Source organism: Siccirubricoccus phaeus (assembly GCF_008360935.1).
Lineage (GTDB): Bacteria > Pseudomonadota > Alphaproteobacteria > Acetobacterales > Acetobacteraceae > Siccirubricoccus > Siccirubricoccus phaeus.
The window spans coordinates 24462-43107 of sequence record NZ_SRXO01000018.1 but is presented as its reverse complement, the minus strand read 5'-3'; the positions used below and the strand labels follow the sequence as shown (position 1 = coordinate 43107).

The following is an 18646-nucleotide window of genomic DNA, read 5'->3' as shown; positions in this document are numbered from 1 at the left end:
AATTCTCCCGTCGCGCGACGAAGAGCGGCCGATCCCACGTAAGCGTGCAGCGAAAACGGCGGCGTTACACGCAAGGGTGTCTCCCGCACTGCCGCATAACCTCCGGCTTTCGGATAGTGTCGCGCCGCACGCGATGGGGCGTGCGGCCGGGGGCATTGCCGAGACGCATGGTGGAGCACGAGGCGCCCGAAGCGGAAGCCTTTGCTGCGGCAGTCGCGGCGGAGATTCCAAGGCTTCGTCGCTTCGCGCGTGTGCTGGTGCGGCAGCCGGACCTGGCGGATGACCTGGTGCAGGAAACGCTGGTCAGGGCCATCGCGGCGCGCACGCAATTCCAGCGCGGGACGAATTTGCGGGCATGGCTTTTCACCATCCTGCGGCATGCGCGCGCGGCGGCGCTGCGCCGGGCGGCGCGCAGCCCGATGGTGCATCCGGAAACGCTGCCGGATGCGCCGGTCTCCGGCGGGCAGGAGGAGCGCCAGGCGATGCGGGATGTGGCGGCGGCCTTCAACCTGCTCTCGCCATTGCACCGGGAAGCGCTGTGGGTGGTGGTGGTGGAGGGGCTGGATTATGCCGATGCGGCGCGGGTGCTCGGCGTGCCGCCGGGCACGCTGCGCTCCCGCCTCTCCCGCGCGCGGGACCAGTTGCGGCGGGCGCTGGGGCAGGATCCGGGAACGCCCGGGGGCAATGTGCGGTAGCGGCGCCCCCTCGCTTGTGGTTCAGCCCTTCGGCCCGGGCTGGCTGTGGCCCGGTTGCAGCAGGCGCAGCATGGCGGAAGGCGGCGGCTCCGCCAGCACATGGGCATGCAGGCTGCGCAGTTGCTGCCCCAGCCAGCGGTCGAAAGCGGCGTCCTCCTGCGGCGGGGCGATGCTGGCGGCGGTCTCCGGCGGCAGAAGGGGGCCGGCGGTGCCGGGGCGCCCGGCGCTGCCGGCCCTGCCCGGGGCGGAGACGGCATCCGACACGCCGCCTTCGGGCGGCATGCCGCTGGGGCCGGTCTCGCGGGGCTTGGGCGGGCTGGGCATACGGGGGCGGCAACCTGGGGGAGGGGAGTGAAACCCGGAGTATGGGGTTCGCTGCGAGGGCGCAAGCACGAAAATGTGATGTTATGTTCAGTGAACAGGATGCAGCGGTTGCTTGGCCTGAATATGGCGGCCAGAGTGGCCGGCATGGCGGCACGGAAGGCGGGTGAGCTGTTGCGGGAGGGCGCCGCCCGGCACGGGCGGGGCGAGCTGGCGGCGGCCGAGGCGTTGTACCGCCAGGTGCTGGCGCTCGATCCCGGGGAGCCCAATGCGCATAACCTGATGGGCGTGCTGGCGCGGCAGCGGGGCGCGCCGGAGCAGGCGCTGCGGCATACCGAACGGGCGCTGGCGCGGTCGCCGGAGGCGCCGGTCTTCCTGGCCAATCACGGCGCGGCGCTGGCCGAGGCGGGGCGGCTGGCGGAGGCGGTCGCGCATCTGCGGGCGGCGCTGGCGCGGCGGCCGGAGGATGCGGTGAGCCTGCGCAACCTCGGCCAGGCGCTGTGCGCGCTGGGGGATGCCAGGGCGGCGGCGGCGCCGCTGGAGCAGGCGGTGCGGCTGGATCCGGGCGGGGCGGCGCCCTGGCTGGCCCTGGCACATGCAAGGCGGGAGCTGGGCGAGGCGGCGGCGGCGCTGGCGGCGGCCCGGGCGGCGCTGGCCCGGGCTGGCGGGGATGCGGCGCTGGCCGGGCAGGCACGCTTCCTGCTGGCGGCGCTGGGGGAGGGGGCGGCGCCGGACCGCGCGCCGGCCGAATATGTGCGCGACCTGTTCGATCAATTCGCTCCGCGCTTCGAGGCGGAGCTGACGGAGCGGCTGGCCTACCGGACCCCTGAGGCGCTGGCGGCGCTGGTGGAGGCGGTGGCGGCGCCCCGGGGCGTGGTGGTGCTGGATCTGGGCTGCGGGACGGGGCTTTCCGGCACGGCGCTGGCGCCCTTCGCGGCGCGGCTGGAGGGGCTGGACCTCTCCCCCCGCATGCTGGCGGAGGCGGGGAAGCGCGGCCTCTACGCTGCGCTGCATGCGGCGGATCTGGTGGAATTCCTGCCCTCGCGGCCCGGCGCCTATGGGCTGGTGGCGGCGGTGGACGTGCTGAACTACCTGGGCGATCTGGCGCCGGCGCTGGCGGGCATGGCGCAGGCGCTGGCGCCGGGCGGGCTGGCGGCATTTTCCGTGGAGGCGGGGGCGGGCGCGCCCTTCGCGCTGGGGGAGGGCATGCGCTACCGGCACGACCCGGTGCATGTGGCCGGGCTGGCGGCGGCGGCGGGATTCACCGAGCTGGCGCGGCAGGAGGCGGTGCTGCGACAGGAGAAGGGGCGGCCGGTGGCGGGGGTGCTGTTCGTGTTGCGGCGGGGGGCGGCAGGCCCAACCTCACCCCCACCCTGACCCTCCCCCGCAGGGCGGGGGAGGGAAGGAAGCCTGTTGCTGCCGCGCCCCGAGCGAACCGGACCGCCTGCTGTCCTGCCGCGGCTTTGCCGCGGCAGGCCGTGCGAGGCGCTGATCGTCAGGCGCCTCCCCCATGGCGTTGCGCAGCAACGTCATGGGGATGGAGGGGCTCCCGCGAAGGCGTGAAGCGACTTCGTGGGGATTATGCCAGCGCGTCCTCGCCATCCAGCGTGGCGGCGACGGCGTGGACGACGGCGGCGATGCGGACCGCGGCCTGCACGGCTTCCTTGCTCACGCCATGCTGCAGCAGAACCTTCTCATGGCTCTCCATGCACATGCCGCAGCCATTGATGGCGGAGACGGCGAGCGACCAGAGCTCGAAATCCACCTTCTCCACGCCCGGCTTCGCCATGACGTTCATGCGCAGCTTCGCCGGCATCTGGGCGTAGTCGCCATGCACCAGGTGGGTGAAGCGGTAATAGATGTTGTTCATGCCCATGATGGAGGCGGCGGCCTTGGCGGCGTTCAGCGCCTCGGGCGAGAGCTTCGGGCCGAACTCGTCGATGAGCGAGCGGATCACATGCGGGTTGCGGGAGGCGAGCGCGCTGGCGACGAAGGTGCCGGCGCGCTGCTGCTCGGTGAGCACCGGCTCGGTGGCCAGGCTGCCGAGGTTCAGCTTCTGGTCCTTGGCATATTCGGGCAGGCGGTTGCGCAGGGCTTCCAGCGACATGGCGCGGATCCTTCCGGGGATTCTGATTGTGGCGGGTTGGCGGAACCGAGGCGGCGGCTACCTCGGCTCGGCCAACCCCCTCTCCCGCGCCACGGGCGAGGGAGAGCGGGGGGTCTAAGGGGGGCTGGTTGCCCCCCTTTCGCCGGCGCAAGCAGGGTTGGTGTGGCGGCTGCCTGCGCCGGCGACAGAGTTAAGCCGCCGCGGCTTCGAAGAGCTTCTGCGGGTTCAGGGCGTCCTTGCCCTTCTCCCAGTTGCAGGGGCAGAGCTCGTCGGTCTGCAGCGCGTCCAGCACGCGGATCACTTCCTGCGGGTTGCGGCCGACATTGAGGCCGTTGACCGAGGCCCACTGGATGGTGCCGTCCGGATCGACGATGAAGGTCGCGCGGAGCGCCACGCCCTCATCCTTCGCCAGGATGCCGAGGGCCTCCGACAGTTCCTTCTTGGTGTCGGCGAGCATCGGGATCTCGAGGTTCTTGATGTCCTCGTTGTAGACGCGCCAGTTCAGGTGGACGAACTCGCTGTCCGTGGAGACGCCGTAGACCACCGCGTCACGGTCGGCGAACTCGCCGGCCAGCTTGCCGAAGGCGGCGATTTCAGTCGGGCAGATGAAGGTGAAGTCCTTCGGCCAGAAGAAGACGATCTTCCACTTGCCGGGGTTGGACTCGGAGGTGATCTCGGTGAAGGACTTGCCCGGGCCGCCGAGGCCTTCCGGGCCGGCCTTCACGGCGGTGAGCTTGAAGGACGGAAACTTGTCGCCAACGGTCAGCATGCGTGTCTCTTCCCTGGGGCTGGTGTCCATGGAACCGGCAGGGCGAGGGCCACCCTGCTGCGGTGCAACGTGATATGCCCCCAGGGGCCTCGATGATCCAATGAATAGTTTTTTTCGTTTCAATCGAAAATGACGATGAAAGGCGGGCGGGTTGGCCGGCCGGCGCGGCCTGTCCGGTCGTGGCCGCTATAACGGGCGCTGAGGGCAGGCGGCCGGGGGGGGCGGCCATGGGGTCGTTTCCGCGTCAAGGACAGGCCGCGCTGCCGCGCGGTGCCGCTGCGCGGCATCCCTGACCCGGAAGCGATCCCCTGGCCTTGGCTTTAGGTGTGCTCGACGTCGCGCCGGAGGCGTGGCTTCGGCGCGACGTCGAGCGCGCCAGGCGCGCCCGAACGCGACGGCGCCTCTCCGGTGGCGCCGGGGGATATGCGACGGAGGCGAGGCGCAGGGGCGGAGCGCCGCGCCGGAACCCACGCCACCCGTTGCCCTGCCGCGGCTTTGCCGCGGCAGGCTGTGAGAGGCGCCGCTCCCCCAGCGACCCCGGGGCCCCCCATGAAGCCGCGTAGCGGCTTCATGGGGATCTAATCGAAGTCCCGGCTGAGCTCGGCGCGGACGGCCTCGGGCAGCACGGCCATATGGCTGTAGCTGGCGTGGCTGAGGCCCAGCACCACCTCCGCCCCCGGCGTGCAGAAGCGGGCGATCTGCTCCGCGGTGAAGGGGAAATGCACGAACTGCACGCTGCTCGCCTTGCCCTCCGCCGTGGTGCGGTCCTGGTCGGTCTCCGGCACCCCCTGGATGGTCTCGCCGAACACCTTCAGGAAGGCGGTCTCCTCGATGCCGCCCAGCCGGAGCAGCAGGCGCTTGCGGCGATCGGGTTCGTCGATCTCGATCATGAAGGTCGCCACCAGCTCCTGCCCCTGGGGGATGAGCGGGTTGTAGGCGGCCAGCTCGTCCGGGATCTGCGCCGGGCCGCCATCCTCGATCCAGCACATCTCCTGCACCTGGTGGCGCATGGTCTCGAAGGATTCGAAGTAGAAGGTGACGAAGGGGCCGACCTCGACACGGCGGTTCCGCTTCAGCGCCGCGATCTCCCGCCGCCGCGCGGTACGGATCGGGGCGTAGTCGGCGCGGGGCAGGATATCCGCTTCGGTCAGGGCGTGGCGGCCAGGCATGGCTCCCTCCTCACTCCATCAGGCCATAGGCGCGGGCGAGCAATTGCACGGGGTGGGCGACCAGGGCTGGCTTCGGCGCCTCGCCGCCCAGCTTCTCCATGCCCTGGCCGATATGCACCCCGGCCAGCGGGCATTCGCTGGTGACGTAGCCGCCCGCCTGCTTCGCCGCCTGGCGGGCGACGGGCCGGCCGACCTTCAGCGCCACCTCGAAATGTTCCTTCTTGAAGCCCCAGGCGCCGCCATGGCCGGAGCAGCGCTCCACCACCGTCACCTGCGCGCGGGGGATCAGCCGCAGCAGCTCCGCGCCCTTCTGGCCCATGTTCTGCGCCCGGGAATGGCAGGCGATGTGGATGGTCACCGGCTGCTCCATCGGCGCCAGGCCGGGCGCCAGCCCTTCCTTCCGCGCGATGTCCACCAGGTATTCGCTGAGGTCGAAGGTGGATTTCGCCAGCCGCTCCACCGCCGGGTCCTTCGGCAGGATCAGCGGCCACTCGAATTTCAGCATCAGCGCGCAGGAGGGGACCAGGGCGATGATGTCGTAGCCCTGCGCGATCCAGGCATCGAGCGCCGCCGCCACCTCCGCCGCCGCCCGCGCGACGCCGGCGAGGTCGCCCTGTTCCAGCAGCGGCATGCCGCAGCAGCGCGGATGCACCACCTCCGTCGCCACGCCGTTTTGCGCCAGCACGGCGCGGGCGGCCTTGCCGATCTCCGGGTCGTTGTAGTTGGCGAAGCAGGTGGCGTAGAGCACGGCGCGGCGGCCGAAGGCGGGGGCCCGTTCATTCACCGCCGGGCGGTTGGCATGGGCGTGTAGGGCGAAGCTGGTGCCGGCGTATTTCGGCAGCGCGGCGTCGCGATGCAGATCGGCGTGCTTCTCCAGCAGCGGGCGGATCAGGTTGTTGCCCGTGTCGCTGACCCAATTCGCCACCGCCGGCGCCAGGGAAGCGAGCTTCCCGTTGCGGTCGGTCTTCGCCAGCTCCCGGTCCACCAGCGGGATGCCCCGCTTCTTCGCCTCCACCGCGCGGTAGCGCAGCATCAGGTGCGGGAAATCCAGGTTGAAATTATGCGGCGGGACATAGGGGCACTTCGTCATGAAGCACATGTCGCAGAGCGTGCAGGCATCGACGACCTGCTTGAAATCCTCGCTCCTGACGGTGTCGAGCTCCTCGGACGGCGCGGCGTCCACCAGGTCGAACAGCCGCGGAAAGCTGTCGCAGAGGTTGAAGCAGCGACGGCAGCCATGGCAGATGTCGAAGACGCGGCGCATCTCGGCATCGAGCTTGGCCTCGTCGTAGAAATCCGGGTCCTGCCAGGCAAGCGGGTGGCGAGTGGGGGCTTCCAGGCTGCCTTCGCGCATTTTTCCTTCCTTATTGGCGCCGGTGTTGAGGGAGGGCGTCCCGCCGCAAGGCGCGCCTCGCACTATCGCCGCAAGGCGCACCTCGCATCGCGGCCCTCCTCAAGCTCCCACCCGCCAAGGGCTGGTTGGACGCCATACGTCCAACCCATTGGCACCCATGAGCTATGCGGGCGGGAGCGGCCGGGGCGCTACCGCAGCTCGTCCAGCGCGCGCTGGAAGCGGCCGGCATGGCTGCGCTCGGCCTTGGCCAGCGTCTCGAACCAGTCGGCGATCTCGTCGAAGCCCTCTTCGCGCGCGCTGCGCGCCATGCCGGGATACATGTCGGTGTATTCGTGGGTCTCGCCCGCCACCGCCGCCTTCAGATTGTCGGTGGTCTTGCCGATGGCGAGGCCGGTCGCCGGGTCGCCGCACTCTTCTAGGAATTCGAGATGGCCATGCGCATGGCCCGTCTCGCCCTCGGCGGTCGAGCGGAACACCGCGGCGACGTCGTTATAGCCTTCGACATCCGCCTTCTGCGCGAAATAGAGGTAGCGGCGATTGGCCTGGGATTCGCCCGCGAACGCGGCCTTCAGGTTGTCTTCGGTCTTGGAGCCCTTGAGCGAGGCCATGATTTCCTCCTGCGGATCCTGTCCGTCGATTATTGGGGGCGCGGCCCGTTCCATTGGCAGGCATTCGCCCACACCACGATCTATGGCACAGGGCGACGAGCGGTGCTAACAAAAGATTTCATCTGTTTTGATCGCTTTCTTCGATGATCGCCCTGCCCTCGCCCCAGCAGCTCCGCTACCTCCTGGCCCTTGCCGACCATGGCCATTTCGGCCGGGCGGCGGCGGCCTGCGCGGTGACGCAATCCACCCTTTCCGCCGGCATCATCGCGCTGGAACGGCAGTTGGACGCTGCGCTGCTGGAACGCGGCACGGCCAAGCGCCCGATCTTCACCCCGCTGGGGCTGGAGGTGGTGGAGCGCGCCCGGACGGCGCTGGCGGCGCTGGAGGCGGTGGCGGAAACCGCCGCCTCGGCGAAGGAGCCGCTCTCCGGCCCGCTGCGGCTGGGCGTGATCCCCACCATCGGGCCCTTCCTGCTGCCGCGGCTGATGCCGGCGCTGCGCCAGGCCTTCCCCCGGCTGCGGCTATGGCTGCGGGAGGACCAGACGGAAAGGCTGGTGCAGCAATTGGAGACCGGGCGGCTGGACCTGCTGCTGCTGGCGCTGCCCTGCGCCTGCGGCGAGGCGGAGACGCTGCCCATCGCGGCCGACCCCTTCCTGGCGGCGCTGCCCTCCGGCCACCGGCTGGTGGCGAAGGACAAGGTGCCGGCGACGGCGCTGGCCGCGGAGCGGCTGCTGCTGCTGGAGGACGGCCATTGCCTCAGGGAGCACGCGCTGGACGCCTGCGGCCTGCCGCGCGCCGTGGCGCCGATCGAGGAGAATTTCGCCGCGACCTCGCTGCACACGCTGGTGCAGATGGTGGCGAGCGGCCTCGGCGTGACCTTGCTGCCCAGGCTTTCGGTGGAAGGCGGCGTGCTGGCGGGGGCCGCGGTGGAGGTGCGGCCGCTGGAGGCGGAGGGCGAGGCGGTGCCGGGCCGCAGCCTGGCGCTGGCCTGGCGGGGGCGCAGCCCGCGAGCGGCGGAATTCCGCGGGCTGGCGCCGACGATCGCGGCGGCGGTGCATACGGCGTAGTGTGGGGGAGAGGGCTCCGCCCTCCCCCAAACCCCCCGCCCGCCAAGGGCCGAAGGGCCCTTGGAACCCTTGAGTCGGCAGGTTGAACCGCCTCGCGCCAAACTCACGGTTGCCAAAGGCCCTTCGGCCTTCGGTGGGGGGAGCCCGAGGAGGGCGAAGCCCCTCTCGGACACACGGAGAGAGACGCCATGCATATCGACTACTACGCTTCGCTGAACTCGCCCTGGACCCATCTCGGCGCCGCCCGCATCGAGGCGCTGGCGGCGCAATACGGCGCCTCCCTCCGCATCTGGCCGGTGGATTTCGGCACCATCTTCCCCGCCTCCGGCGGCTTCCCGCTGCCCAAGCGCTCCCCCCAGCGCCAGGCCTACCGCCTGCAGGAGCTGGCGCGGTGGCGGGAGCATCTCGGCATTCCCATCCACATCCAGCCGAAGCATTTCCCGGCGAAAGAGCTGCCGGCCGCCACCTGCGTCATCGCGGTGCGGGAGACCATCGGCGACGCCGAGGCCATCCGCCTCGGCCACCGCATCCTCAAGGCCTGTTGGGAGGATGAGCTGGATCCGGGCGACCTCCCCACCCTCGGCCGGCTGATCGCCGAGGTGGGGCTGGACGCCGAACGGGTGCTGGCCCTGGGCCAGGAGCCTCGCTGGGCGGAGAAGCGCGCGGCGGACACCCAGGCGGCGCTCGCCCGCGGCGTCTTCGGCGCCCCGACCTATGTCATCGGCGATGACATCTTCTGGGGCCAGGACCGGCTGGAATTCGTCGCGCGGCGGCTCGCCCAGGGCTGAGAGCCAAGGGGGGGCGGGGCGCGTGGCCCCGCCCGCCCGCCTCAGAACAGCGCGCGGAACAGCGCGTAGAGCGCGCCCGCCAGCAGCATCGCCGCCGGCAGGGTCAGCACCCAGGCCAGGGCGATGTTGCGCACCGTCGCCCATTGCAGGCCGGAGCCATTGGCCATCATGGTCCCGGCCACGCCCGAGGACAGCACATGGGTGGTGGAGACCGGCAGCTTGAAGGCATCCGCCGCGCCGATCGTCGCCGCCGCCACCAGCTCCGCCGCCGCGCCCTGGGCGTAGGTGAGGTGGCTCTTGCCGATCCGCTCCCCCACCGTCACCACGATGCGCTTCCACCCGACCATGGTGCCGAGGCCGAGGGCGATGGCGACGCCCACCTTCACCCAGACGGGGATGTAGCGGGTGCTGGCCTCCAGCGCCTCCCGGTAGCGGCGCAGCGTCGCCACCTCCGCGCTGCCCAGCCCGACGCTGCCCTGGCGCTGCATCACCAGCAGCAGGTCGGAGGTCAGGTACATGTCGTTGCGGACATTGGGCGTCGCCGCCGCCGGGATGGCGCGCAGCGCGCCATGCTGCTGCACCTGCCGGCCGATATCGCCGGCCACGACGGAAAGCGCGGCGAAGGTCTCGGCCCCCTGCACCTCCCGCGACTGCACCGCGGCGGCCACCTTCTGCCGCGCCGCGGCCAGCGCCGGCGCCGCCTGGCCGGCGGCATGGGCATCGAACACCGCGCGCGCCTCCGCGGTCACCGCGATGAAGCCCGGCGTCGCGGCCTCCGGCATGGTGCGGTTCAGCGCATAGGCGGTGGGGACCGCGCCGATCAGGATCAGCATGATCAGCCCCATGCCCTTCTGCCCGTCTTCGAGCCATGGGCGAAGGAGACGCCGGTACAGGTGAGGATCAGCAGCCCGCGGATCCAGGCCGGCGGCCGGCTGTCGCCTTCCGGCGCCTGGTACAGCGCCGGCACCCGCACCGCGAGCCTGAGCGCGAGCAGCAGCAGGGCGGCGCAGCCGAAGCCGACCAGCGGGCTGAGCAGCAGCGCCTGGAACACGCCGCTCGCCTGCGCCCAGTCTACGCCGGAGGTGGCGGTGCCGGCCGGCGCCAGCATCTGGTTGGCCAGGCCGACGCCGATGATGGAGCCGATCAGCGTATGCGAGGAGGAGGCCGGGAGGCCGAAGGCCCAGGTGCCGAGATTCCACAGGATGGCGGCGATCAGCAGCGCGAAGATCATGGCGAAGCCGGCCGAGCTGCCGACCTGCAGGATGAGCTCGACCGGCAGCAGGTTCAGCACGCTGTAGGCGACGCCGCCCGCCGAGGTCAGCACGCCGAGGAAATTCCACAACCCCGACCACACCACCGCGGCGTGTGCCGGCAGGCTGTGGGTGTAGATGACCGTCGCCACGGCATTCGCCGTGTCGTGGAAGCCGTTGACGAATTCGAAGCCCAGCGCGACCAGCAGGGCAAGCGCCAGCAGGGCGAAGACGCCGAGTTCCAGCGGCGGGCTGCCGGCCTCGGCGATGTCCCCCTGCAGGCTGTAGAGGATGTAGGCCAGGCCGGCGATGAGGATGCCGACGAAGCCGATGCCGATGGCGGGATGCGGCCGCGCGTCGAGCGAGGGGCGGCGGACGGCATCGCCGGCCGCCCCGGGCAGGGCAACGGTGTCTGACATGGCGGTCCCTATTTTGGAGGTCCCCGGCGGCCGGGAATTATCCTGTCCGCGCCGCGGCCGGCAGCCGCTGATGCAGGCCGTCACCGCAACATCATGGAGGCATCATGCCGGCTGGCCGGTGGTTCCCAGCCCGGCCATCCTTTCGGTACCATCGGCGGCCCGCAGGGAGAGCGTGATGTCCGTCCTCGAAGCCGCCCGTGCCACCGCGCTCGACTGGGTCAGCGCCAATGAGGCGCGGCTTTCCGCCTTCAACCGCCGCATCTGGGATTTCGCCGAGCCCGCCTGGCGCGAATACAGATCCGCCGCCGCCTATGTGGAGCTGCTGCGGGCAGAGGGCTTCGAGGTGGAGGCGGGCTCCGGCGGCATGCCCACCGCCTTCGTCGCCCGCTGGGGCAAGGCGGGCCCCACCCTGGCTAGCTTTTCCGAATACGATGCCGTCCCTGGCCAGAACCAGGCGGTGGTGCCCTATCCGCAGCCGCGGGAAGGGCTGCACCCCTATGCCGCCGGGCATACGGACCCGCATTCCTCCCTCGGCACCGCGGCGCTGACCGGCATCCTCGCCGCCCGTGCCGCCATGCAGGCGCATGACATCCCCGGCCGTCTGGTGCTGTTCGGGGAGCCGGCGGAGAAGGTGTGCGGATCGAAGCCCGTGCATGCGGCGAAGGGCTATTACGACGGCCTCGACGCCGCCGTGGTCTACCACCCGCACCTGCAGAACACAGTGACGGCGGAAACGCAGTTCGGCGCCTATTGGTCCGCCGTCTTCACCTTTGAATGCCTCTCCCCCGAGAGCTGGATCGACAGGTCGCTGCTGCCGATCCGCGACGTCTCCCACGCCGCCGCCCGCGCCCCCGGCGCGATCGACGCGCTGATGCTGATGTACATGACGACGAAGACGACGAAGGAGGCGATGTTCCCGCATGCCGGCGCCTGGACGCTGAACGAATGCATCCTGGCCGGCGGCGACGCCACCTCGGACAACCTCGCGCCGCGCTTCACCCAGATCCAGTATTCCTGGCGCGCCTCCGATCTCAGGATCATGCAGCAGATCACCCAGGTGCTGGAGAACAATGCCCGCAGCGCGGCGCTGGCGACGCATTGCCGCGCCTCCATCCGCTGGGTGACGAAGACCCGCGTCGGCCTGCCGAACATGGTGCTGACGGAGGCGACCTGGGCCAATCTCCAGGCCGTCGGCGCGCCGAGCTACGACCAGGACGCGCTCGGCTTCGCGCGGGAGATCCAGCGCAACCTCGGCCTCTCGCCGATGGACGAGCCCTTCGCCCCGGCCAACCTGAAGCTGACCCCGCCGGAGGAATTCGAGGCCGGGCTGCGCCGCTTCCTGCCGTCCTGGCAGCAGCATCTCTCGGCCGATGACTATGTGGAGTTCTGCTGGCACTGCCCGACCGTCCGCCTGCTGACGGCGCGGCCGCGGCTGAAAGCGCCGGATCCGAATTACGAATACCCCGGCTGGACCTACAACGCGCTGGGCGGCCTGCCCGCGGCCATCGACCCGGGCATGTTCGTCGCCGGCCGCACCATGGCGCTGACGCTGGTGGACCTGGCGACGACGCCGGGGCTGCTGGACGCGGCGCAGGCGGAGTGGCGGGAGCGCACGGGTGGCGGCATCGGCGGCAAAAACTGGGTGCCGCCTCTGCTGCCGCAGGATTTCGTCCCGCCCGTCGATCTGCGCTGGCCGGAATACGTCACCACCGCCCGCGGCGAGGAATGGTGGGTGCCCACCCCCCTGCCGGGCGGCGGCAACGGAGACAAGCTGTGAGCCGCCGCGAGGATCAGCGCTTCCTCACCGGAAAGGGGCGCTACCTGGCGGACCTGATCCCCGGCGATGCCCTGCATGCCGCGGTGCTGCGCAGCCCGCACGCCCATGCCCGCATCCTCTCCATCGAGACGGAAGCGGCGCGCGCCATGCCCGGCGTGCGCCTGGTGCTGACCGGCGCCGAGCTGGCGGAGGAAGGGCTCGGCCCGCTGCCCTGCCCGGCCCAGGTGGCGACGCTGGCGCCCATCATCATCCCCGCCCGGCATGTGCTCGCCCGGGACGCGGTGAAGCATGTCGGCGAGTGCGTCGCCTTCGTCGTCGCCGAAACCGCCGCGCAGGCGCGCGATGCCGTCGAGGCGATCCTGGTCGAATACGAGACCCTGGACGCCGTGGTGGAAAGCCGCGCCGCCCTCGCCCCCGGCGCCCCCCAGCTCTGGCCGGAAGCCCCCGGCAACATCGCCTTCCGCTTCGAGCGCGGCGACCGCGCCGCCATGGAGGCCGGCTTCGCCGCCGCCGCCCATGTGGTGGAGCTCGACCTCATCAACAACCGCGTCCACGCCGTGCCCATGGAGCCGCGCGGCGCCGTGGCCCGCTATGAGGATGGCCGCTTCGACCTGCTCTTCTCCGGCATGGGGGTGCACAATATCCGCCGCCAGCTTGCCAATGCCGTGTTCAGGCTGCCGGAGGACGCCTTCCGCCTGCATTGCCCGGATGTCGGCGGCGGCTTCGGCGCCAAGAATTTCCTTTTCCCCGAATATGTCTGCCTGCTCTCCGCCGCGCGGCGCCTGGGCACGCCGGTGGCCTGGGTGGGGGAGGCGACGGAGGAGTTCACCGCCTCCGTCCATGCCCGCGACTATCGCGGCACGGCGAAGCTGGCGCTGGATGCCGAGGGCCGCTTCCTCGCCCTGCATGCGCGCATGGTTGGCGATCTCGGCGCCTATTGCTCGGCGAACGGGCCGGCCTGCCCGACCAATTCCGTCTCCACCGCCATCGGCGGCATCTATGCCATTCCGGCCATCTTCCTGGAGGTGACCGGCGCCTTCACCAATACGTTGCCCGTCGATGCCTATCGCGGCGCCGGCAAGCCGGAAGCGAATTACCTGACGGAGCGGCTGGTGGAGGCGGCGGCGCGGCATCTGGGGCGGGACGCGGTGGAGATCCGCCGCGTCAACGCCATCGCCGCCTTCCCCTATCGCAGCGCCACTGGGATGCTGATGGATTGCGGCCGTTTCGGCGACAATTTCGCCGACCTCGAAGCCCTGGCCGACCGCGCCGGCTTCGCCGCCCGCCGCGCCGAAAGCGAAGCCCGCGGCAAGCTGCGCGGCCTCGGCATCGCCGGCTTCCTCGAGACCTCCCGCGGCGCGCCGCATGAATGGGCGGCGGTGCGCTTCGCGCCGGACGGCATGGTGGACCTCGCCATCGGTACGCAATCCAACGGCCAGGGGCATGAGACCAGCTTCCCCCGCATCGCCGCCCGCCAGCTCGGCCTGCCGGCGGAGCGCTTCCGCCTGGTGCAGGCCGACACGGCGCAGGTGGCGTTCGGCAATGGCCATGGCGGCGCGCGCTCCCTGCATGTCGGCGGCACCGCGCTGGTGATGGCGATGGAGCAGGTGCTGGAGAAGGCCCGGGCGCTGGCCGCCCACCTTCTTCAGGCGGCGCCGGAGGCGCTGGTCTTCGCCGAAGGCCGCTTTACCCTGCCCGCCACCGGTCAGGAGATGGGGCTGGAGGCTTTGGCCACCGCCGCCCGCGACCCCGCCTTGCTGCCGGAGGGCATGATCCCCGGCCTGGATGCCGAGGCGAAGAACCTCTCGGAGCTGGTCACCTTCCCCGCCGGCGCCCATGCGGCGGAGGTGGAGGTGGACCCGGAAACCGGACAGATCGCCCTGCTGCGGTACCGCGCGGTGGATGATTACGGAAGGCTGATCGACCCGGTGCTGACCACCGGCCAGGTCCAGGGCGGCCTCGCCCAGGGCATCGGCCAGGCGCTGCTGGAGGAGGTGGCCTATGAGGCCGGCTCCGGCCAGATCCTCTCCGCCTCCTTCATGGACTACGCCCTGCCGCGGGCGGAGGACCTGCCGGATCTCGACATCACCCTGCGGGAGCTGCCCACGGCGTCGAACCCGCTGGGGGTGAAGGGCGTGGGTCAGGCCGGCGCGATCGGCGCGCCGCAAACCGTGGTGCACGCGGTGCTGGACGCGCTGAGGCCGCGCGGGGTGACGCATCTGGACATGCCGTTGACGGCGGAAAGGGTCTGGCGAGCGCTGCAGGCGGCGGGCTGAGGCGCCTCCGGCCCCTGGGCGGAAGGACGCCGCCGGTTGCCCGCCATGGCTTTGGGGGCTTTGGGGCGGGCGGCGCGGGGCCTTCGATGCGGAGCGGCCCCGGGGGCCCCGCGGCGGCGCGCAGCGCTGTCGCGGGGAGTCAGATGACGAAGTTCAGCGGCTCCACGGTCGGCCGCTTCACGCCGGCGGCGGCGGCGCGCTTGATGAGATCGGCCACCGTCAGCCGCGCCAGATGGTCGCGGCACAGCGCCTCCATTTCGCTCCACAGCGGATGCACCACGGCGGCCTGCAGCCGCCCGGCCGGGGCTTCGGCATTGCCGCCATCCTCGTCCAGCACCGTCGCGACGATCTCGGCCAGCCGCAGCTCCCGCGGCGGCCGGCCCAGCCGGTAGCCGCCCTTCGGCCCGCGGATGCTGTCCAGCAGCCCGGCGCGGGAGAGGTTCTGCAGCACCGGCTCGATGCCCCGCCGCGCCTGGCCCAGCCGCTCGGCGATGTCGGCGGCGCTGACGGCCTCGCTGCGGCCGGCATGGAAGGCGACATCCAGCATGATCGCAACCGCGGTCATGGCGCGTTCCCGCCGCAGCATCATCCCGGAGGTCCTCCCCAACAATCACGCTTCATTGGCGTGATTATGGGAGAAGCGCCAGGGCCGGGCCAGCCCCACCCTGCTGAAAATCACGCAAATCATCGGCTTTCGGCGGCCATTCGGACCGCCTTCCCCGCTCCCCGGCGCGGCCGTGCCGCGCAAGCCCCATGCGGATGGCCCCGCGGCCAGAGCCTCCCGGGGGCCCATGGCGCCGCAGCGGCGGCGCCATGGAGCTACGCCTCAGGCCTTGGTCAGGCTCAGGCCTTGGTCAGGGAGGAGGCCTCGGGGCCCTTCTTGCCCTGGACCACCTGCATCACCACCGCCTGGCCCTCGCCGAGCGGGGGCAGGCCGCTGCGCTCCAGCGCCGTGGCGTGGACGAAGACGTCCCGCCCGCCGCCTTCCGGGGAGACGAAGCCGAAGCCCTTCTCCGCGCTGTACCACTTCACGGTGCCGCGCACCTCCTCGGCCGGGCCGGCGGGGACATAGCCGCGGCTGCCGCCGCCGCCGCCGCCGCCACCGAAGCCGCCGCCGGTACGCGGGCCGCCGCCGAAGCCGCCGGAGCGCGGCGGGGGCGCCTCGCCCTCGGCGATCTCCAGCACCTCGGTCACCTGCTGGCCCTTCTGGCCGGGGCCAACGCGGACCCGCAGATTGGCGCCGGGGGCGACCGCATCGGCCCCGGCGCGCTGCACCACGGAGACATGCAGGAAGGCGTCGCCGGAGCCGTCACCCAGCTCGACGAAGCCGAAGCCCTTCTCCGCGTTGAACCATTTCACCACCGCCTTCACTTCCGGCCCGGAAGCGAACACGGAGGATTGCCGCATCGGTGGGGGACCACCCGGCATCGGCGGCGGGGGGGCCCAGCCGCCGAAATCCGGCCCGTCATCGTCGAAGCCGCGCTTGCGGGACTTGCGGGGGCGCCAGCTATCGTTTTTGGCCATATCTAGAACTCTTCGGTCTCCTGCGGCGCATCCCGGGGGTGGAGGACGCCGATCCTTCCAAACCCCTCTTGGAGAACAGGTCGCGACAAATGGCAAGCGTCTTGGAGGGGCGCTGCGCAAATATCACGAAGCCTTCTGCAGGATTGCTGCAAGCCCGGCAGAAAATCGAGGCAAGCCGCCCAATCCGGAGGCGATGCCGGCACAGGTTGAGAGCGAATGGCCCGTCTTGCAACCCGGAATGCGCCCTGGCGGCCGGGGCGTTCCACCGCCTGGCCCCAGCGCCGCCGCCGCCACGCACGCCGCCCGATGCCGGTCGCGGCTTCGCCGCGGCCGGCTGTGCGAGGCCTCCGGCGTCCAGCGACTCCCGGGGCCGCCACGAAGCTGCGCCGGCAGCTTCGTCGGGAGATTCAATCGGGCGTCGCCCCGGTGGCGCGGACGATAGGGGCGAATTGCGCGATGCGGCGGGGGATCTCGGCGCCGAGCTGCTCCGGGCTGCTGGGGAAGGTTTCCATGCCGCGCCTGGCGAATTCCGCCACCACCTCCTTCTCGGTCAGCACCTGGCGCATGGCGGTGTGCAGCCGGGCGATGATGGCGGGCGGCGTGCCGCGCGGCGCCAGCCAGCTATCCCAATTCGGCACCTCGAAGCCGGGCAGCCCCGCCTCCACCATGGTCGGCACCTGGGGCAGCAGGGTGCTGCGCGTGGCGGTGCCGACGGCCAACGCCTTCACCCGCCCGGATTCGACCATCGGCAGCACGGTCGGCGCGGTGGAGAAGCTGAAATCCAGCTTGCCCGCCAGCACGTCATTCGCCAGCGGCCCGCCGCCGCGATAGGGCACCGGCACCGTCTTCACCCCCGCCAACTGGTCGAACAGCGCCTGCGCCAGGTGGCCCATGCTGCCGACGCCGGAATTCCCCGCGCTCAGCGTCTCCGGTGCCGCCTTCGCCGCGGCGATCAGCGCCGCCAGGTTGCCCCAGGGCCGGTCGGCCGGGGCGACGAGGACGTAGAAGACCGAGAGCAGGTGGGAGATCGGGACGAAATCCGTCACCGGGTTCCAGGTCGGGCTGCGATAGAGCGTCGGGTTCACCGCCAGCACGCCGATATTGCCCTGGAACAGGGTGTAGCCGTCCGGCGCGGCGCGCGCGGCGGCCTCCGCCGCGACATTGCCGCCGGCGCCGCCGCGATTCTCGATGAGCAGGGACTGGCCGAGCAGGGCGGAGAGGCGCGGCGCCACGATGCGGGCGGCGATGTCCGAGGAGCCGCCCGGGGCGAAGGGGATGATGACCCGGAGGGAGCGGGCGGGCCAGGCCTCCTGCGCCCGGGCGGCGGTGGCCAGGAAGGGCAGGGCGAGCAGGGCGCGGCGAGACGGCATCGGGGCCTCCTTTCCACCGGAAGCAGCAAACCCCATGCCGTGGTCGAGGAGGGCTCTCCCTCCTCGAACTCCTCCCGCATGGGGGTGCCGTCGTCGATGGGCGGCTCCCCGAGGCCGGAGAGCCCTTGGCAAGCGGGAATTCAGTCCAGGCCGATCCGGGCCGCCGTCACGACCTCCCGCCATTTCGCCACCTCGGCGGCCATGAAGCGGGTGGCTTCCTCCGGCTTGCTCGGCAGGGGCTCGATGCCCTGGGCGGCCAGCTTGCGCTGCGCCTCGGCATCGCTGAGCGCCGCGCCGAGGGCGGCATTCAGCCGGGCGGTGACGGCAGACGGCAGGCCGCGCGGGGCGACCAGGGCGTACCAGTTCAGCACGGAGTAGCCGGGCAAACCCGTCTCGGCCATGGTCGGCAGGGCCGGCACCAGGGCGGAGCGCTGGGCGGAAGGCACGGCAAGCGCCCGCAAACGGCCGGTCTCCACATGCTCCAGCGTCGTCGCGGCGGTGGCGAAGGCGAAATCCACCTTGCCGGAGAGGATATCCGCGATGAGCTGCCCGCCGCCGCGATAGGGCACATGCACGCATTCCGTCCCCGCCACCTGGTCCAGCAGCGCCCCGGCCAGGTGCCCGGCCGAGCCGACGCCGGAGGAGCCATAGGCGAGGGTGCCGGGCCGCGCCTTCGCCGCCGCCACCAGCTCCGCCACGGTGCGCCAGGGCCGGTCCACCGGCGCCACCAGCAGGTTCGTCACCTGCACGGCAAGGCCGATATGGGTCAGGTCCCGCACCGGATCGACGGCGAGGCTGCGCTGGATGAGCGGGTTCACGGCGAGGTTGCCGATGGTGCCCATCTGCAGCGTATGCCCGTCCGGCGCGGCCTGGGCGAGGAGCTCATTGGCCAGGTTGCCGGAGCCGCCGGGGCGGTTGTCCGCCAGGATGGTCTGGCCGAGCTCGGCGGCCATGCGCGGGATGAGGATGCGGGTCGCGGTATCGGCGCCGCCGGCGGCGACGGCCGGGACGATGATGCGCAAGGGGCGGCTGGGAAAGGACGCGGCCGGCCCCTGGGCGCGGGCGAGGCGCGGGGCGGCCAGGGGAGCGGCGAGCGCGGCCAGCAGCACGGCGCGGCGTGCGGGCATGGGTTTCCTCCGAGGATTCGCCGAA

Annotated in this window: 16 protein-coding genes and 1 pseudogene; 6 read left to right on the top strand and 11 right to left on the bottom strand. The window is 71.5% G+C overall.

Annotation, left to right across the window (positions count from 1 at the left end):
* Positions 1–167: 167 nt before the first annotated feature.
* Positions 168–695, top strand: coding sequence for an RNA polymerase sigma factor (locus tag E5N76_RS21710; RefSeq protein WP_149539420.1), 528 nt, complete (start codon positions 168–170; stop codon positions 693–695).
* Positions 696–716: 21 nt separating this feature from the next.
* Here the strand turns inward: E5N76_RS21710 and E5N76_RS21705 are convergent, their stop codons facing one another.
* Positions 717–977 carry a hypothetical protein gene (locus tag E5N76_RS21705; RefSeq protein WP_149539419.1) on the bottom strand — a complete coding sequence of 87 codons (261 nt, stop codon included), beginning with the start codon at positions 975–977 and terminating at the stop codon, positions 717–719.
* 186 nt (positions 978–1163) lie between these two features.
* Between E5N76_RS21705 and E5N76_RS21700 the strand changes: the two genes are divergently transcribed.
* Positions 1164–2393: a methyltransferase domain-containing protein gene (locus E5N76_RS21700; protein ID WP_149539418.1), complete on the top strand. Its 1230-nt coding sequence runs from the start codon at positions 1164–1166 to the stop codon at positions 2391–2393.
* Positions 2394–2595: 202 nt separating this feature from the next.
* On the opposite strand, the gene E5N76_RS21695 is transcribed toward E5N76_RS21700, so the two are convergent.
* From E5N76_RS21695 to E5N76_RS21675, 5 genes are all read right to left on the bottom strand, one after another.
* Positions 2596–3123 (bottom strand): carboxymuconolactone decarboxylase family protein, encoded by a 528-nt coding sequence (locus E5N76_RS21695; protein ID WP_149539417.1) that lies wholly within the window; start codon positions 3121–3123, stop codon positions 2596–2598.
* Positions 3124–3313: 190 nt separating this feature from the next.
* Positions 3314–3892, bottom strand: coding sequence for a peroxiredoxin (locus E5N76_RS21690; RefSeq protein WP_149539483.1), 579 nt, complete (start codon positions 3890–3892; stop codon positions 3314–3316).
* Between the two features lie 578 nt (positions 3893–4470).
* The gene (locus E5N76_RS21685) at positions 4471–5061 is read right to left on the bottom strand and encodes a DUF3501 family protein (protein WP_149539416.1); all 591 of its coding nucleotides are present in this window, start codon (positions 5059–5061) and stop codon (positions 4471–4473) included.
* Between the two features lie 10 nt (positions 5062–5071).
* The gene (locus E5N76_RS21680) at positions 5072–6415 is read right to left on the bottom strand and encodes a heterodisulfide reductase-related iron-sulfur binding cluster (protein ID WP_149539415.1); all 1344 of its coding nucleotides are present in this window, start codon (positions 6413–6415) and stop codon (positions 5072–5074) included.
* 188 nt (positions 6416–6603) lie between these two features.
* A complete protein-coding gene (locus tag E5N76_RS21675; protein WP_149539414.1) occupies positions 6604–7023 on the bottom strand; it encodes a rubrerythrin family protein in 420 nt (139 codons plus the stop codon).
* 143 nt (positions 7024–7166) lie between these two features.
* On the opposite strand from E5N76_RS21675, the gene E5N76_RS21670 reads away from it, so the two are divergent.
* Both E5N76_RS21670 and E5N76_RS21665 read left to right on the top strand, forming a co-directional pair.
* A complete protein-coding gene (locus tag E5N76_RS21670) occupies positions 7167–8090 on the top strand; it encodes a LysR substrate-binding domain-containing protein (RefSeq protein WP_149539413.1) in 924 nt (307 codons plus the stop codon).
* Positions 8091–8278: 188 nt separating this feature from the next.
* Positions 8279–8878: a 2-hydroxychromene-2-carboxylate isomerase gene (locus E5N76_RS21665; protein WP_149539412.1), complete on the top strand. Its 600-nt coding sequence runs from the start codon at positions 8279–8281 to the stop codon at positions 8876–8878.
* A 41-nt stretch (positions 8879–8919) separates the two neighbouring features.
* Here E5N76_RS21665 and E5N76_RS21660 read toward each other — a convergent pair.
* A pseudogene (locus E5N76_RS21660) lies at positions 8920–10547 on the bottom strand (inorganic phosphate transporter).
* A 175-nt stretch (positions 10548–10722) separates the two neighbouring features.
* Here E5N76_RS21660 and E5N76_RS21655 point away from each other — a divergent pair.
* Positions 10723–12324 (top strand): zinc-binding metallopeptidase family protein, encoded by a 1602-nt coding sequence (locus tag E5N76_RS21655; protein WP_149539411.1) that lies wholly within the window; start codon positions 10723–10725, stop codon positions 12322–12324.
* Positions 12321–14600, top strand: coding sequence for a xanthine dehydrogenase family protein molybdopterin-binding subunit (locus E5N76_RS21650; protein ID WP_187830319.1), 2280 nt, complete (start codon positions 12321–12323; stop codon positions 14598–14600). The genes E5N76_RS21655 and E5N76_RS21650 overlap by 4 nt, the downstream gene beginning before the upstream one ends.
* Positions 14601–14739: 139 nt before the next feature.
* On the opposite strand, the gene E5N76_RS21645 is transcribed toward E5N76_RS21650, so the two are convergent.
* From E5N76_RS21645 to E5N76_RS21630, 4 genes are all read right to left on the bottom strand, one after another.
* Positions 14740–15189 carry an RrF2 family transcriptional regulator gene (locus E5N76_RS21645; protein WP_149539409.1) on the bottom strand — a complete coding sequence of 150 codons (450 nt, stop codon included), beginning with the start codon at positions 15187–15189 and terminating at the stop codon, positions 14740–14742.
* Positions 15190–15443: 254 nt separating this feature from the next.
* On the bottom strand, positions 15444–16124 hold the full coding sequence (locus E5N76_RS31295) for a cold-shock protein (RefSeq protein ID WP_187830318.1): 681 nt from the start codon (positions 16122–16124) through the stop codon (positions 15444–15446).
* Positions 16125–16531: 407 nt separating this feature from the next.
* Positions 16532–17494 carry a Bug family tripartite tricarboxylate transporter substrate binding protein gene (locus tag E5N76_RS21635; protein WP_187830317.1) on the bottom strand — a complete coding sequence of 321 codons (963 nt, stop codon included), beginning with the start codon at positions 17492–17494 and terminating at the stop codon, positions 16532–16534.
* A gap of 140 nt (positions 17495–17634) precedes the next feature.
* A complete protein-coding gene (locus E5N76_RS21630) occupies positions 17635–18621 on the bottom strand; it encodes a Bug family tripartite tricarboxylate transporter substrate binding protein (RefSeq protein ID WP_149539407.1) in 987 nt (328 codons plus the stop codon).
* Positions 18622–18646 lie beyond the last annotated feature (25 nt).